The sequence below is a fragment of the Pantoea stewartii subsp. stewartii genome, from assembly GCF_008801695.1.
Classification (GTDB): domain Bacteria; phylum Pseudomonadota; class Gammaproteobacteria; order Enterobacterales; family Enterobacteriaceae; genus Pantoea; species Pantoea stewartii.
Map to the genome: position 1 here is coordinate 1 of NZ_VZPF01000002.1, position 16,238 is coordinate 16,238.

Consider the following 16,238-nt stretch of genomic DNA (forward strand, 5'->3'; position numbering starts at 1 on the left):
ACGTGGTTGCGTTACGTCATCGGTCATATACAGGACTGGCCGGTGAACCGGGTCCGCGATCTGCTGCCATGGAAGGTCGAGCTTCCCTCTGCCTGAACGTCAATACGGTCTGAATGCGACGCTTACCTTTAAATAATGATGATAAAAACGCTGAACAATACATCCCTTAAATACTTATTCTCAAAAAAAGAAAGGCACCCATTAAATAAGGTGCCTGTGAGATTATTATCGCTTTATCCTGAAACAGAGCCGCGAAATATTAGGCGTTTTTCCAGTAAAGACGTTTCGCCTTTTGCAGCTTTTCATAGGCAGCAAGCAAAGCCTGATGAGCAGGGAAAGCCTTAAGATCACTGTCTACCGGCTGGAGGCCATTGAAGGCCGCCTCACCGCTGATTGCGGCCGAGGCGGCGTCGACAGCGTCAGCACCATACATACGCACAAAGGCTGCGTGATACTCAAGCGGATTCCGCTCATCTTCCATCGCCAGCAGCAGCAGAGTTTGCAGACAGCGGTAATAATTTGCACGCTCCGGGCTGAATACGGAGCCATTAAATTCCATTGTCCATTCCGTCCAGATCAGCGCCTGATCGAGATCACCGCCAGCCAGGGCCAGCATGGCTTTGAGTTCACCAATGCGCAGCGTGTACCAGCCGTTATCTTTGCCTGTCGCCAGTCCCAGCAACTCGCGGACACGCGTGAAGTCATCAAAACCTTCTTCGTCCAGCTGAGAAATTAAATCCAGGTACTCTTCCGGATTCCAGTTGCTGCCGGGCAGGGCCAGAAGCGTTTCACGAATACCTGCACCCATGCTGTTATTCGCCAGCAACAAGTCTTCAGCCGGATAAATATCTGACATACCGGGCACAATAATGCGGCAGGCATACACACCGAGGTGCTCATAATCAGCGATGTAAACGTCCTGACCTTCGGCTTTGAAAATCGCCATGAGCGTACTGAATTCCTGCTCGGTGGTGCCATCAAATTTCCAGTCAACGAAGGGATAATCCGCTGTTTCTTTAAACAGATCCCAGGAGATCAGGCCGCTTGAATCGATAAAGTGGGTTTCCAGGTTGGCGTGCTCTGCCACTTCTTCATCATCAAACGTGGGCGGCGTGAACACATCCAGATCTTTCAGGCTGCGGCCCTGAAGCAGTTCGGTAACGGTACGCTCCAGCGCGACACCAAAATCAGGGTGCGCGCCAAAAGAGGCGAAACAGGTGCCGTTGGCAGGATTAAACAGCACAACGCAGATAACCGGATATTTCCCACCCAGTGACGCGTCATAGGCAAAAATCGGGAACCCTTCGGCTTCCAGACGGGCGATGGCCTCAACCACATCGGGGTAACGCGCCATCACGGATTCAGGAATGGCAGGCAGGCTGATGGACTCGGCGATGATACGATTTTTAATATAGCGCTCGAAAACTTCTGACAGCCCCTGTACCCGTGCCTCGTTGGCCGTGTTGCCGGCGGACATGCCGTTCGACACATACAGGTTACCGATAATATTCATCGGAATATAAACGATCTGCTGATCGGACTGACGGGTAAAGGGCAGGGCGCAGATGCCGCGTGCGCTGTTACCCGACTGGAGATCGATTAAATCTGAAGCGGAGAGGGCGTTTTCAGGATCGTAAAAGGCGCGCAGGCGCGCATCCAGGATGCCTTCAGGCAGGCTGTCGTCTTCAGGAAGAGCAAACCATTTTTCATTGGGATAGTGAACAAAATCCCCCTGGGCGATACTGTTGCCAAGCCAGAAATCAGCAAAAAAGTAATTCGTGGACAGGCGTTCAAAATATTCCCCCAGCGCCGAGGCCAGAGCGGCTTTTTTGCTGGCGCCCTTACCATTGGTGAAGCAGAGGGGGCAGTCGCGATCACGAATGTGGACAGACCAGACGTGTGGCACAGGATTCAGCCAGGAGGCTTCTTCAATATTAAAACCCAGATCCTGTAATTTGGTCTGGAAGCGTGAAATGGAGTCTTCCAGGGCGGCATCTTTGCCCGGGATAAAAGTTTGCGTCATGGTGCCGCTCTCTCTGTAAATGGGGAGACATAAAGCGCGCAATGATACGTTTTTTACCGTCTGTTCGCTATCAAGACGCCGCAATTTTACCGTCGTTTTTCTCATGCTTTGTCATCTGAGCCAAAGCCGGGACTGCATGAAAGGAAGCCGCCTCACAATATTTCGTGCCGGATTACATTGGTAATATAACCTTCGGTGCGTCATGCCGAAAAAATGTGACCGCAGTTCGATTTATGATTGCAGCCACCAGAAGGCAGTGATAAAACCGAATCGTTATTCATAACCGTTCAATATGACAGTGGTGAGGGAAATGACGCAAATTTATAATTTTAGCTCTGGGCCAGCGATGCTGCCGAGCGAAGTACTCCGCCGTGCAGAACAAGAACTGACAAACTGGCATGGTCTGGGAACTTCAGTAATGGAGATAAGCCACCGCAGTAAAGAATTTATTCAGGTGGCAGAAGAGGCTGAAGCGGACTTCCGCGATCTGCTGAAAATTCCTTCCAATTACAAAGTATTATTCTGTCATGGCGGCGCACGTGCGCAGTTTGCTGCTGTACCGGGCAATTTACTCGGCAGTGCGACCAGTGCGGACTATGCAGATGGAGGCTACTGGGCTCACAGTGCCATTAAAGAAGCGGAAAAATATTGCTCACCGCGGACGCTGGATGTCAAAACGACCCAAGAGGGTAAGCGCGCCATCCTGCCGATGCGCGAATGGGATGTCAGCGACACGGCCGCCTATTTGCATTTTTGCCCAAATGAAACCATTGACGGTCTGGCTATTGACGAAGAGCCTGACTTTGGTGACAAGGTTGTGGTCGCCGATCTTTCCTCCACGATTCTGTCACGCCCAATTGATATCAAGCGCTATGGTGTGATTTACGCAGGTGCGCAGAAAAATATTGGTCCGGCTGGCCTTACCCTGGTTATCGTACGGGACGATCTTCTCGGCAACGCGCATCAAAGCGTGCCTTCCATCCTTGACTACACCGTTCTGGCTGAAAATGATTCCATGTTTAATACGCCACCTACGTTTGCCTGGTATCTGAGTGGCCTGGTCTTTAAGTGGCTGAAGCAGAAGGGTGGTGTCGCTGAGATGGAAAAAATTAATCAGGCAAAAGCCGGATTACTCTATGGTCTCATCGATAACAGCGATTTTTACCGTAACGATGTGGCACTGCAAAACCGTTCCCGGATGAACATTCCTTTCCAACTGGCTGATGCCTCGCTGGACAGCCTCTTCCTGGAAGAGTCATTTAAGGCAGGTCTGCACGCATTAAAAGGTCACCGTGTTGTGGGCGGCATGCGTGCCTCAATCTACAATGCGATGCCATTGGAAGGCGTTAAAGCGCTGACCGATTTCATGATTGATTTCGAACGCCGCCACGGCTAAGTCTTTCACTGTCAGTGGAATGACTGACACCCGACTCCGCCCTCTGGCGGAGTCATCGTTTTTTAAGGATTACGTTTCACATGCAAGATTCCCTGACCCTTCAGCCCATCGCTCGCGTTAATGGTACGGTTAATTTGCCCGGTTCCAAAAGCGTGTCAAACCGTGCGCTTCTGCTTGCTGCACTGGCGAAAGGTAAAACCCGATTAACTAATCTGCTGGACAGCGACGATGTTAAGCACATGCTTAATGCGCTTGATGCACTGGGTGTTGAGTTCACGCTTTCCAGCGATCGTACGGTGTGCGAGGTGACAGGAAAGGGTGGGCCGCTGCATGCATCACAGCCCACAGAGCTGTTTCTGGGCAACGCCGGCACTGCCATGCGACCGCTTGCGGCAGCGCTTTGCCTGGGTGTGCAGGATGTCATCCTGACGGGCGAACCACGCATGAAAGAACGCCCTATCGGGCACCTGGTCGATGCACTACGGCAAGGTGGGGCTACTATAGACTATCTCGAAAATACAGATTATCCCCCAGTCCGCCTGCGGGGTGGGTTTACTGGCGGCGACGTTACAGTAGATGGCAGCGTATCCAGCCAGTTTTTGACCGCGCTTCTGATGATGGCTCCGTTAGCTGAAAATCCTACCCGTATCAGCATTAAAGGTGAGCTGGTTTCCAAACCTTACATCGATATTACTCTGCACCTGATGCGCTGCTTTGGTGTCGAGGTTGAGAATCAGCAGTATCAACACTTCCTGATTAAGGGTAAACAGCACTACCAGTCACCAGGTGAATATCTGGTGGAGGGGGATGCGTCTTCTGCCTCCTATTTTCTTGCCGCAGCCGCAATCAAAGGCGGTACCGTGCGTGTCACCGGCATTGGTCGCAACAGCGTGCAAGGCGATATTCGCTTTGCGGATGTACTCGAAAAGATGGGTGCATCAATTGAGTGGGGCGATGACTATATTGCCTGCACGGCCAGGACATTACGCGCCATTGATATGGATATGAACCATATTCCTGATGCTGCCATGACCATTGCCACTGCGGCATTGTTTGCAGAAGGTACGACGCAACTGCGCAATATTTATAACTGGCGAGTTAAAGAAACGGATCGTCTGACGGCTATGGCAACCGAGTTGCGTAAAGTCGGTGCCAAGGTGGAAGAAGGGCACGATTTTATTCGCATCACGCCGCCTGAGACGTTGAAGCATGCCGACATCGGCACGTATAACGATCACCGTATGGCGATGTGTTTCTCGCTGGTTGCGCTGTCCGATACGCCCGTTACCATTCTTGATCCAGGCTGTACGGCAAAAACCTTCCCTGATTATTTTGAACAGCTGCAAAAAATTAGCGAAAACGCCTAATCCCCTCGCCCGATGTCGTGCATCGGGCTCATCATCTTCAGGACGCTTTTCCACGCCAGAGGCCTTTTTCCTGGCTAAATTTCTCATTGCCTCTTCTCAAAAGGTAACTAAGCGTCGCCGGGCAGCGTATAATGCCCGACATTTGTGACGGCCAACCGGCCAAAATGCGCGCAGCAACAGGAGGGAATGATGACAGCAACTGCCCCGGTCATAACAATTGATGGGCCAAGTGGCGCGGGAAAGGGCACCCTGTGCAAGGCGATGGCGGAAGCATTACAGTGGCATTTACTGGATTCCGGCGCAATTTATCGTGTACTGGCCTTAGCCGCATTACATCATCAGGTCGATATTGAGTCTGAAGAGGCGTTAGTGCCTATCGCCGCCCATCTGGATGTGCGTTTCCTTTCTCATCATGGCGAAATGCAGGTCATCCTGGAAGGGGAAGACGTCACCAGCGAAATTCGTACCCAGGAAGTCAGTAATACCGCCTCACGCGTCGCGGCTTTCCCTCGCGTTCGGGAAGCGCTGTTACGTCGTCAACGCGCGTTTCGCGAGGAACCCGGTTTGATTGCAGACGGACGGGATATGGGCACCGTCGTTTTCCCCGATGCGCCTGTAAAGATTTTCCTTGATGCCAGCCCGGAAGAACGTGCTCAGCGACGTATGCTACAGTTGCAGGAGAATGGCTTTAATGTTAACTTTGATCGCCTTTTAGCCGAGATAAAAGAACGCGACGACCGCGATCGCAACCGCGCTATCGCACCGTTAGTCCCTGCTGCTGATGCTTTGGTGTTGGATTCAACCCAGATGTCCATCGAGCAGGTTATTGATAACGCGTTAAATTATGCCCGCAAAACGCTTGGTGTGTAATCTTCCGGCTTAAACGAATGTATTAACCCTGTGCCACGGATCCGGTGCAGGGCATGTGAAACAACCCCATCCGACATGATGTCAGATGGACGTTAAATTGAAGAATCCTAAGATTATCAATATGACTGAATCTTTTGCTCAACTATTTGAAGAATCCCTGAAAGAAATCGAAACCCGCCCGGGTTCCATCGTTCGTGGCGTTGTTGTCTCTATCGACAAAGACGTTGTTCTGGTTGATGCGGGCCTGAAATCTGAATCTGCAATCCCTGCAGAGCAGTTCAAAAACGCAGCCGGCGAACTGGAAATCCAGGTTGGTGACGAAGTTGACGTTGCTCTGGACGCAGTGGAAGATGGCTTCGGTGAAACTCTGCTGTCACGTGAGAAAGCTAAGCGTCACGAAGCTTGGATCACGCTGGAAAAAGCTTACGAAGAAGCTGAAACTGTTACCGGTATTATCAACGGCAAAGTCAAAGGTGGCTTCACAGTTGAGCTGAACGGTATCCGTGCGTTCCTGCCAGGTTCACTGGTTGATGTGCGTCCAGTACGCGACACACTGCACCTGGAAGGCAAAGAGCTTGAATTCAAAGTGATCAAGCTTGATCAGAAACGCAACAACGTCGTGGTTTCACGTCGTGCGGTTATCGAATCTGAGAACAGCGCAGAGCGCGATCAGCTGCTGGAAAACCTGCAGGAAGGCATGGAAGTTAAAGGTATCGTTAAGAACCTCACTGACTACGGTGCATTCGTTGATCTGGGCGGTGTTGACGGCCTTCTGCACATCACTGACATGGCCTGGAAGCGCGTTAAGCATCCAAGCGAGATCGTGAATGTTGGCGATGAAATCAACGTTAAAGTCCTGAAATTCGACCGCGAGCGTACCCGTGTATCTCTGGGTCTGAAGCAGCTGGGCGAAGATCCATGGGTGGCTATCGCTAAGCGCTATCCAGAAGGCACCAAGCTGACTGGTCGTGTAACCAACCTGACTGACTACGGCTGCTTTGTTGAAATCGAAGAAGGCGTTGAAGGCCTGGTACACGTTTCAGAAATGGACTGGACCAACAAAAACATCCATCCGTCTAAAGTTGTAAACGTAGGCGATGTGGTTGAAGTGATGGTTCTGGACATCGATGAAGAGCGTCGTCGTATCTCCCTGGGTCTGAAGCAGTGCAAATCTAACCCATGGCAGCAGTTCGCTGAGACCCACAACAAAGGCGATCGCGTTGAAGGTAAAATCAAGTCAATCACTGACTTCGGTATCTTCATCGGCCTGGACGGTGGCATCGACGGTCTGGTTCACCTGTCTGACATCTCCTGGAACGCGACTGGCGAAGAAGCCGTTCGTGAGTACAAAAAAGGCGACGAAATCGCTGCCGTTGTACTGCAGGTTGATGCAGAGCGCGAGCGTATCTCTCTGGGCGTGAAACAGCTGGCAGAAGATCCGTTCAACAACTACATCACTTTGAACAAGAAAGGTGCTATCGTCACCGGTAAAGTGACTGCAGTTGATGCGAAAGGTGCTACAGTTGAATTGGCAGACGGCGTTGAGGGTTACCTGCGCGCTTCTGAAGCTTCAATGGACCGTATCGAAGACGCTACACTGGTTCTGAACGTCGGTGACGACGTTGAAGCTAAATTTACTGGCGTTGACCGTAAAAACCGCTTAGTGAGTCTGTCTGTTCGTGCGAAAGACCAGGCTGACGAGAAAGAAGCTATCAACACTGTTAACACCAAACAGGAAGAAGGCAACTTCTCAAGCGCAATGGCTGAAGCGTTCAAAGCGGCTAAAGGCGAGTAATCGACCTTGCACCGGGCGGATTCATCCGCCCGGTTTCGGTAAAGGCTGTCATACATTCCTGTAGGGATTAACCGGAGGTTACATGACCAAGTCAGAATTGATTGAAAGGCTGGCGGGACAGCATACTCATATACCGGCGAAAGTCGTTGAGGATGCAGTCAAAGAGATGCTTGAGCACATGGCCACAACGCTGGCACAGGGCGAACGCATTGAAATCCGGGGATTCGGCAGCTTTTCGTTGCACTATCGCGCACCGCGCACTGGCCGTAACCCGAAAACGGGTGACAAAGTGGATCTGGAAGGTAAATACGTTCCCCACTTCAAGCCGGGCAAAGAACTGCGTGACCGTGCTAACATCTACGGCTAAGCCGATACCGAAACGCCTAAACGACATCTCCGGATGTCGTTTTTTTTTGCCCGCGTGATTATGTTCGCTCTCCCGCAAAAAAATGCGTCTGCGCTGCAACGAATTATCCTCTCTGGAAACCCTTTCTTAATTCACTCTTTACGCGCTTTACCCTCAAAGTCTGAAGGACATACTTACGCCAGTTCATCAGCGGGATACGGTATGTTGACATGGATTGGACTGGCGAGACTGGCCTCGCTGACCGCGTTACCCTTACTGATCGTGCCTCAGCTCCCTTCGCGAACGTTTATTGTCGTGATGCTGCTGTGTGGCACTTGTCTGGTGGCGATGTCCGTACGTTATGTCCGCATCGCAGGCTGTGCGCTTTTGCTGGCCGCCTGGGGGCTGGTTAATGCGCAATCCCTGGTCAACGACACGGAATGGATGAGTACCCGACCCGCCTGGTTTGTCGTGCAAATTGAAGAGGTAAAACAAGACGCGTCACGTATTCGGGTCAGAATGTTGAAAGCGGGAAACCGGATTTTCTTTCCTCCCCGTTTTGCCTGGCTGTCACTGCAGGATAACGCTACAGCCTATTGTCCGGGGCAGAGCTGGCAAATGCGGCTCAGGTTACGCGCTGTTCATGCCAGACTCAATGAGGGAGAATTCGACGCACAACGCTTTTCCATGGCGAATCATACCCCGGTGCAGGGGCGCATTATCAAGCAACATCCTGTGCAGTCTGAATGCAGCTGGCGTTGGCAGCATATTCGTGGCCACAGGCAACATTACGAACATTTACCCGCTCCGGCTACGCTGGAGGCACTGGCTTTTGGCATTCGCGACAATCTGAGTGAGGCAACCCGTCAGCTGTTACGTGATACCGGAACGGCGCATCTTATGGCCATTTCAGGTATGCACATTGGCCTGGCCGCGGGCACCGGATGGCTACTGGCGCGGGGCAGCCAGTTTTTGTTACCGGCACGCTGCATTAGCTATCTGTATCCGCTCATTGTCAGTTGGCTCTGTGCCGCACTCTATACGTGGCTTTCAGGGGCCCAGGCGCCAGCGCAGCGGGCATTACTGGCACTGACGCTATGGGCAATAACACGTATAACAGGTATACAGCTCAGCTCCTGGCAAATCTGGACGCTCTGCGTAGGGTTGTTGCTGGCACTGGATCCGCTTACCGTTCTCTCGGACAGCTTCTGGCTGTCGGTGCTGGCGGTGGGGATGTTGCTGACCTGGTATCGCTGGTTTCCTCTGGCCGAGCGCTTTCGTGACAGGCGGCGCTGGTTTTTACTGCAACTCCTTCATCTGCAACTGGGAATGATGATCCTGATGGTGCCGCTTCAGGCCGCATTATTTAATGGCATCAGCCTGACCGCGCTGTTCGCTAATCTGTTTGCGATTCCTGTCGTGTCGTTTATTACGGTGCCATTGATACTCATCACCCTGTTGCTACCTTTCCCGGCATTATCAGTGTGGGGGTGGCAGGCGGCCGATCTGTCCCTGCGGTTTCTGTTCTCCGGCCTTGCCCTGCTACCGGCAGGCTGGTGGCCGCTGCAAGGCGCACCTTTCCTGATAATAGCCATATAGGGAGGGCTACTCCTGTGGCGTTCCAGCGTACTGTTCTCCATGCCGTTCAGTTGTAGCGCTGTCGCACTGGCAATCCTGTTTTCCCGCCATGCTAATCCGGAAGCGCTATGGCGCATTGATATGCTGGACGTGGGGCATGGATTGAGCGTCGTCATCAGTCAGGGCGATGAAGCGGTGCTCTACGATACCGGTCCACGCTGGAAATACAGCGATGCAGGGAGCCGCGTTATTCTGCCCTGGCTTGAACGTAAAGGACTCAGACTGCTGGAGGTTATTCTCAGCCACCGGCATCTTGACCATACCGGCGGGCTGTCGGCTATTCTGCAACATGTCCCTACTGTATGGATGCGCAGCGGACTTGCAGAAAGCGGGCATTTACCCTGTGTACGCGGTACCACATGGCGCTGGAAACGGCTACATTTCCGGGTGCTCTGGCCAGCAACGTCTCCCAACTAGGGGGAAAACAACGATTCATGTGTGGTGAGTGTGGATGATGGAAGCGTCCGTTTGTTACTCACGGGCGATCTGGAAACCGAGGCGGAGCGGCAGTTAGTGCGGCTGGAAAAGCAGCAGTTAAAGGCGGATATTCTGCAGGTACCTCATCATGGCAGCCGGTCATCCTCATCGCGCATACTGCTGCGCAGCATCCCCGGCCATACCGCCATCGCCTCTGTAGCACGCTATAATGCGTGGCAAATGCCCGCGAAGTCCGTGCTGCGAAATTACCGTGAACACGCTTATGACTGGCGTGATACCGGTCAGTCCGGACAAATAAGTATCAAAATAGAGGCAAACACCGTGCAGGTTTTTTCCTTCAGAGAACAATTAGTGCCCCGTTGGTATCATCAGTGGTTTGGCGTCAAACGCGAATCCAGGTAGAATGACCGGCTATTTCCAACAACGTGAATAAATAATGCATCAAGATAAAGATCTCTCAACGTGGCAGACATTCCGTCGACTCTGGCCGATGATCGCACCCAACAAAGCTGGCTTAATTGTGGCGGCTATTGCCCTGATTATTAATGCCGCAGGCGATACGTTAATGCTCTCCCTGTTGAAGCCTTTGCTGGATGACGGCTTTGGTAAAGCGGACAGATCCGTGATGCTGTGGATGCCGTTGGCAGTCATCGGCTTGATGCTGGTTCGTGGCGTAAGCAGCTATATCTCCAGCTACTGCATCTCATGGGTGTCAGGCAATGTGGTGATGAATATGCGCCGTCGTCTGTTCAGCCATATGATGGGCATGCCGGTCGCGTTCTTCGATCAGCAGTCCACGGGTACGTTACTCTCTCGCATCACCTATGATTCGGAGCAGGTCGCCTCGTCGTCATCGGGGGCGCTGGTCACCGTGGTGCGTGAAGGCGCTTCAATAATTGGCCTGTTTGTCATGATGTTTTATTACAGCTGGCAGCTGTCGTTGATTCTGATTGTTCTGGCTCCGATCGTATCCTTCGCGATTCGTACCGTGTCAAAACGCTTCCGCAACATCAGCAAATCGATGCAAAACACCATGGGACAGGTGACGACCAGTGCCGAGCAGATGCTGAAAGGGCACAAAGAAGTACTGATTTTTGGTGGCCAGGACATTGAATCCGAGCGTTTTGCCAAGGTCAGTAACCGCATGCGTCAGCAGGGGATGAAGCTGGTTTCAGCCTCTTCAATCTCCGATCCGGTTATTCAGCTCATTGCTTCTCTGGCTCTGGCATTCGTCCTGTACGCCGCCAGTTTCCCCAGCGTGATGGATACGCTGACTGCGGGGACCATTACGGTAGTCTTCTCATCTATGATCGCTCTGATGCGCCCGCTGAAATCGCTGACAAACGTGAATGCGCAGTTTCAGCGTGGTATGGCGGCCTGTCAGACGCTGTTCTCCATTCTCGACAGTGAGCAGGAGAACGACACCGGTACGCGTGAAATCACGCGCGCAAAAGGTGATGTCGAATTCCGTGGTGTGACCTTCACCTATCCCGGCCGTGAAACACCTGCGTTGAAAAACATTAACCTGATGCTGCCTGCCGGAAAAACCGTTGCCTTAGTCGGGCGCTCCGGCTCAGGTAAATCGACTATCGCCAGTTTGCTGACGCGTTTTTATGATATTCAGCAGGGCGAGATTTTACTGGATGGCCATGACCTGCGTGAGTACACCTTAGCGTCGTTGCGTAATCAGGTCGCACTTGTGTCGCAAAATGTGCATCTGTTCAACGATACCGTTGCCAATAACATTGCCTATGCGCGCAGTGAACAGTACAGCCGCGAGGAAATCGAAAAGGCGGCGACGATGGCACACGCGATGGACTTTATCAAAAACATGGACAAGGGGCTGGATACCGTCATCGGCGAAAATGGTGTGCTGCTATCAGGCGGTCAACGCCAGCGTATCGCCATCGCCCGCGCTCTGCTGCGTGACTGTCCTATCCTGATTCTTGATGAAGCCACCTCTGCGCTGGACACCGAGTCCGAGCGAGCTATCCAGTCTGCTCTGGATGAGCTGCAGAAAAACCGCACCTCACTGGTGATCGCGCATCGCCTTTCTACTATTGAAAAAGCGGATGAAATTGTGGTGGTGGAAGAGGGCAATATCATCGAACGCGGTACGCACGCCGACCTGCTGGCGGAAAAAGGTGCTTATGCTCAACTCCATAAAATGCAGTTCGGCCAATGATTGAGCGCATCTGGAGTGGCCGCTCGCCATTATGGTTAGTCCTGTGGCCACTCAGTGTGCTCTATGGCGCCATTACGGCGCTGATCCGCCTCAGTTTCCGGCGTGGCTGGCGTAAAAGCTGGCGTGCGCCCTTGCCTGTTGTCGTGGTGGGGAATCTGACCGCGGGCGGGAATGGTAAAACACCCGTGGTCATCTGGCTGGTTGACGCCCTGCAGCAGCGAGGATTACGGGTAGGTGTGATTTCCCGCGGCTACGGGGGGAAAGCAGACCGCTATCCGCTGCGTGTCACTGCGGAAACCGCCACCGATCAGGCGGGTGACGAGCCGGTGCTGATTGCGCAGCGCACAGCTGCACCCGTGGCAGTGGCACCGCGACGCCGTGAGGCGATCGAAGCCCTTCTGCAACATCATTCACTGGATCTCATCGTGACTGATGATGGCCTGCAACATTATGCGCTCCAGCGCGATCGGGAAATTGTGGTGGTGGATGGCGTGCGACGTTTTGGCAACGGCTGGTGGTTACCTGCCGGCCCCATGCGGGAACGGGCATCCCGCCTTAAGACGGTAGACGCGGTGATCGTTAACGGTGGTGAAGCGCAACAGGGTGAAATTGCCATGCAACTGCATGCGGGGATGGCAACCCATCTGCTCAGCGGTGAACAACGACCGCTCAACACGTTGCACGATGTCGTCGCCATGGCCGGCATTGGTCATCCGCCGCGTTTTTTTCATACCTTAAAACAGCACGGTCTGACGCCCGTTGCGGAGATCGCCTTTGCCGATCATCATGCTTACAGCGAAGAGGAACTGTCGCGTCTGGTCACGCCCGGCCAAACGCTGTTGATGACGGAGAAAGATGCCGTTAAATGCCGCGCATTCGCGCAATCCTCATGGTGGTATCTTCCAGTCGATGCTCATCTGCAGGCTGAGGCAGCGAGGCTACTGTTAGACGATATACAACGCCTGTGTGGCACGTATTCATCACGGGAGCCGCACTAATTCCCACTGAGAAGGAAGAGAATGGGCACGCATTCACTTTCACGACAGCAGGCACGTAATATTCAGCTCGCGGCGCAGGGGTTATTGCGTCCGGTGAAACGTCGGGCACGTTTTCAGGATATTTCAGCCTGCATTAGCCGCATGTCGCTGTTGCAAATCGACACCATCAATGTGGTGGCCAGCAGTCCGTATCTTGTCTTATTCAGTCGCTTAGGCGACTACCCGCCCGTCTGGCTGGACGAGTCGCTGGCGCAGGGGGAGATTTTCGAATACTGGGCGCATGAAGCCTGTTTTATTCCCCGCGCAGATTACCGGTTACTGCGGCACCGCATGCTGTCGCCAGAGCGCCTGGGCTGGAAGTACAGTGCAGACTGGGCAACGGAACATCAGCAGGAAATCGCTGATCTACTTACCTATATACGCGACAACGGGCCCGTCAGATCGGCTGATTTCGCCAGTGGAAAAAATCATAAGCCAGGATGGTGGGCATGGAAACCACACAAGCGGCATCTCGAAAACCTGTTCAGTTCAGGGGAGCTAATGGTGTCAGCGCGCCATAATTTTCAGCGCGTCTATGATTTACGCTCACGTGTCATGCCTGACTGGCAGGATGCGCTGCATGCTCTCAGTGAGGATGACGCTGTCCGCCTGATGTTAGTGAACAGCGCACGCAGTCTGGGCATTTTTCGCCGTGAGTGGCTGGCAGACTATTACCGGCTAAAGCGCGCGCCCGTTAAAGACTTTATCTTATGGGCACAGGCGGCCGGCGAAATCATGCCGGTTGAGGTCGACGGCATGGGAGAGATGTGGCTGCATCGGGACGCTCAGGCCGCATTAGCCACGCCGTTGATCGCAACACATACCACGCTGTTATCCCCTTTCGATCCGCTGGTATGGGACAGGAAACGTGCGCTTGCGTTGTTTGACTTTGACTACCGCATTGAATGTTACACGCCTGCGGCCAAACGTAAATATGGCTATTTTGTCTTACCGGTGCTGCATCGGGGCCAACTCAAAGCCCGTCTGGATGCACGGATGGTGCGCTCAACAGCCTTGCTGGAAATTAACAACATCTGGCTTGAACCTGACGTCGCGGTAACCGTTTCCTTTCTCAATGACGTGCAACGTGCTATTGAACGCTTCGCCCGTTGGCAGGGGGCCGAAACGGTCTTGCTAAAAAATGCGCCTTCGGCGTTACTGACACACTGGCCAACGCGCTGGCAGCTTAACAATTCCTGATGCAGCGCGGGTGTGATTTACCCGCTCTCATCAGCGCTGTGATATGCTTTAGTCCTTACGCTCTCGGTCCGAGATGGAGGACATATGGATCACCGTTTACTCGAAATCGTTGCCTGCCCGGTTTGTAATGGCAAATTGTACTTTAACAAAGAACAGCAAGAGCTGATCTGCAAGCCCGACGCGCTGGCTTTCCCTGTGCGTGACGGTATTCCGGTACTGCTGGAAAACGAAGCCCGTACGTTATCGGTTGAAGAGATCCATCCATGAGTTTTATTGCCATCATTCCTGCGCGTTATGCTTCCACCCGTTTACCGGGTAAACCCCTGGTTGATATTCATGGCAAGCCAATGGTGGTGCATGTGATGGAGCGCGCCCGGGAATCGGGTGCCAGCCGTGTGATTGTCGCGACCGATCATCCTGAGGTGGCCCGCGCTGTCGAGGCTGCCGGTGGCGAGGTGTGTATGACACGCGCCGATCATCATTCCGGTACGGAACGCCTTGCAGAAGTGATTGAAAAATTTCAGTTCGCGGATGACCAGATCATCGTCAATGTTCAGGGCGACGAACCCATGATCCCCGCTGATATCGTCCATCAGGTGGCGACCAATCTGGCTCAGGCTGACGCCGGCATGGCGACGCTGGCGGTGTCGATTACGGATGCGGAAGAAGCGTTCAATCCCAACGCCGTCAAGGTAGTCATGGATGCCAGAGGCTACGCGTTGTATTTTTCACGCGCGACGATTCCCTGGGATCGTGAACGTTATGCGCAGTCCCGGGAACAGATCGGTGACACGCTGCTGCGCCATATCGGCATTTATGCTTATCGTGCCGGGTTTATTCGTCGCTATATCAGCTGGGAACCCTGTCCGCTTGAGCAGATCGAACTGCTGGAGCAGTTGCGCGTGCTGTGGTACGGCGAAAAGATCCACGTTGCGGTGGCAAAAACGATTCCCGGCGTTGGCGTGGATACGCCAGAGGATCTCACCCGGGTTCGCGCCGCGATGCTTCGCTGACCTGTTCCGCTTCTTGTGCGATGACCGTCTGCGCACGCGGCTGAGGCGCCGGGTTCCGGTCGCACTCAGCCTGCGCCATGACGGATGTGCGCCTTTGCGTCTATCCATCAGATCGTGCGGCAGAGGGTGAGGCGGATGAGAAGCGTTGCAATGCGCTCCCCAGCGTTTCGTAGATCGCGCGTTCGCTGTGACTCATCCACAGCGGGGAAGGATAAAAACGTTCCCACCAGTTAAGTGGCGAAGTAATCGCCAGCTGATTGGCGGGCGCTGCAATCGGCTTGAGGCCTGCCTGATTGAAAAACCGCATCGCGCGCGGCATATGATTAGCTGAGGTAACCAGCAGGAAAGGGTGGTGCCCGATGAGCGTGCTGACAGCCTGCGCCTCCTGTGCGGTATCTTTTGGCTGATCCAGCAGACGAATGTGCGATGAAGGTACGCCCAGGCTTTCGGCAACCTGTGCGGCGACCCAGGCATTACTTTTGGGATTTTGCCCTGCCGCAGCACCGGTAAAGACCAGGGTAGCATCCGGATGGCGCTGCCACTGACGCACACCTTCTGTCACGCGAGGCAAACTGTTGTTCAGCAGGTTCGAGCTGGGCGCCCAGGCCGGGTTATAGGTATAGCCGCCCCCTAACACCACGATGTAATCGACTTTTTCAGTCCCATTCCACGTCGGGTAATGCGATTCGACGGGCAACAGTAAGCGATCGGCGACCGGCTGTAGGCTTATCAGTAATAACATCAGCCAACTCACTGAGATAAAGATTTTACCGCTTTTCTGCCAGCGGCTGAACCAAAGCAGCAAAATACCGACAGCCATTAAAAGAAGCAGAAAAGGCAGGGGCAGTAACAGGTTGCCAAATGCCTTTTTCAGCATAAAAAACATGTAAAATCCCTCTTGTTGTCCGAAAAAACAGCAGCCAGAGCAGA

At 53.4% G+C, this 16,238-nt stretch carries 13 protein-coding genes and 1 pseudogene; 12 read left to right on the forward strand and 2 right to left on the reverse strand.

Features of this window, described 5'->3' with window-relative positions:
* Window positions 1–96 (forward strand): transposase domain-containing protein (locus tag F7Q90_RS00540; protein ID WP_151160719.1); only part of this gene is annotated, 96 nt, incomplete at its 5' end.
* Between the two features lie 163 nt (window positions 97–259).
* On the opposite strand, the gene ycaO is transcribed toward F7Q90_RS00540, so the two are convergent.
* Window positions 260–2,023: a 30S ribosomal protein S12 methylthiotransferase accessory factor YcaO gene (gene ycaO, locus F7Q90_RS00545; protein WP_006118620.1), complete on the reverse strand. Its 1,764-nt coding sequence runs from the start codon at window positions 2,021–2,023 to the stop codon at window positions 260–262.
* Between the two features lie 310 nt (window positions 2,024–2,333).
* Between ycaO and serC the strand changes: the two genes are divergently transcribed.
* From serC to kdsB, 11 genes and pseudogenes are all read left to right on the forward strand, one after another.
* On the forward strand, window positions 2,334–3,419 hold the full coding sequence (serC, locus tag F7Q90_RS00550) for a 3-phosphoserine/phosphohydroxythreonine transaminase (RefSeq protein ID WP_006118621.1): 1,086 nt from the start codon (window positions 2,334–2,336) through the stop codon (window positions 3,417–3,419).
* Window positions 3,420–3,499: 80 nt separating this feature from the next.
* The gene (gene aroA / locus F7Q90_RS00555) at window positions 3,500–4,786 is read left to right on the forward strand and encodes a 3-phosphoshikimate 1-carboxyvinyltransferase (protein ID WP_006118622.1); all 1,287 of its coding nucleotides are present in this window, start codon (window positions 3,500–3,502) and stop codon (window positions 4,784–4,786) included.
* Between the two features lie 189 nt (window positions 4,787–4,975).
* Window positions 4,976–5,656 carry a (d)CMP kinase gene (gene cmk / locus F7Q90_RS00560; protein WP_006118623.1) on the forward strand — a complete coding sequence of 227 codons (681 nt, stop codon included), beginning with the start codon at window positions 4,976–4,978 and terminating at the stop codon, window positions 5,654–5,656.
* A 121-nt stretch (window positions 5,657–5,777) separates the two neighbouring features.
* Window positions 5,778–7,451: a 30S ribosomal protein S1 gene (gene rpsA / locus F7Q90_RS00565; RefSeq protein WP_006118624.1), complete on the forward strand. Its 1,674-nt coding sequence runs from the start codon at window positions 5,778–5,780 to the stop codon at window positions 7,449–7,451.
* An 82-nt stretch (window positions 7,452–7,533) separates the two neighbouring features.
* A complete protein-coding gene (gene ihfB / locus F7Q90_RS00570; protein WP_003849360.1) occupies window positions 7,534–7,818 on the forward strand; it encodes an integration host factor subunit beta in 285 nt (94 codons plus the stop codon).
* Window positions 7,819–8,019: 201 nt separating this feature from the next.
* Window positions 8,020–10,275, forward strand: a pseudogene (locus F7Q90_RS00575) (DNA internalization-related competence protein ComEC/Rec2).
* A 34-nt stretch (window positions 10,276–10,309) separates the two neighbouring features.
* Entirely contained in the window at window positions 10,310–12,058 is a 1,749-nt protein-coding gene (gene msbA, locus F7Q90_RS00580; protein ID WP_006118628.1) for a lipid A ABC transporter ATP-binding protein/permease MsbA, read from the forward strand.
* Window positions 12,055–13,056, forward strand: a complete 1,002-nt coding sequence (gene lpxK, locus F7Q90_RS00585; protein ID WP_006118629.1) for a tetraacyldisaccharide 4'-kinase — start codon at window positions 12,055–12,057, stop codon at window positions 13,054–13,056. Before msbA ends, lpxK begins: the two co-directional genes overlap by 4 nt.
* A gap of 21 nt (window positions 13,057–13,077) precedes the next feature.
* On the forward strand, window positions 13,078–14,295 hold the full coding sequence (locus F7Q90_RS00590) for a winged helix-turn-helix domain-containing protein (RefSeq protein ID WP_006118630.1): 1,218 nt from the start codon (window positions 13,078–13,080) through the stop codon (window positions 14,293–14,295).
* A gap of 84 nt (window positions 14,296–14,379) precedes the next feature.
* Window positions 14,380–14,562, forward strand: coding sequence for a Trm112 family protein (locus tag F7Q90_RS00595; RefSeq protein WP_006118631.1), 183 nt, complete (start codon window positions 14,380–14,382; stop codon window positions 14,560–14,562).
* The gene (gene kdsB / locus F7Q90_RS00600; protein ID WP_006118632.1) at window positions 14,559–15,308 is read left to right on the forward strand and encodes a 3-deoxy-manno-octulosonate cytidylyltransferase; all 750 of its coding nucleotides are present in this window, start codon (window positions 14,559–14,561) and stop codon (window positions 15,306–15,308) included. The genes F7Q90_RS00595 and kdsB overlap by 4 nt, the downstream gene beginning before the upstream one ends.
* A gap of 100 nt (window positions 15,309–15,408) precedes the next feature.
* Here kdsB and elyC read toward each other — a convergent pair whose 3' ends face one another.
* A complete protein-coding gene (gene elyC, locus F7Q90_RS00605; RefSeq protein ID WP_006118633.1) occupies window positions 15,409–16,194 on the reverse strand; it encodes an envelope biogenesis factor ElyC in 786 nt (261 codons plus the stop codon).
* Between the last annotated feature and the right edge of the window lie 44 nt (window positions 16,195–16,238).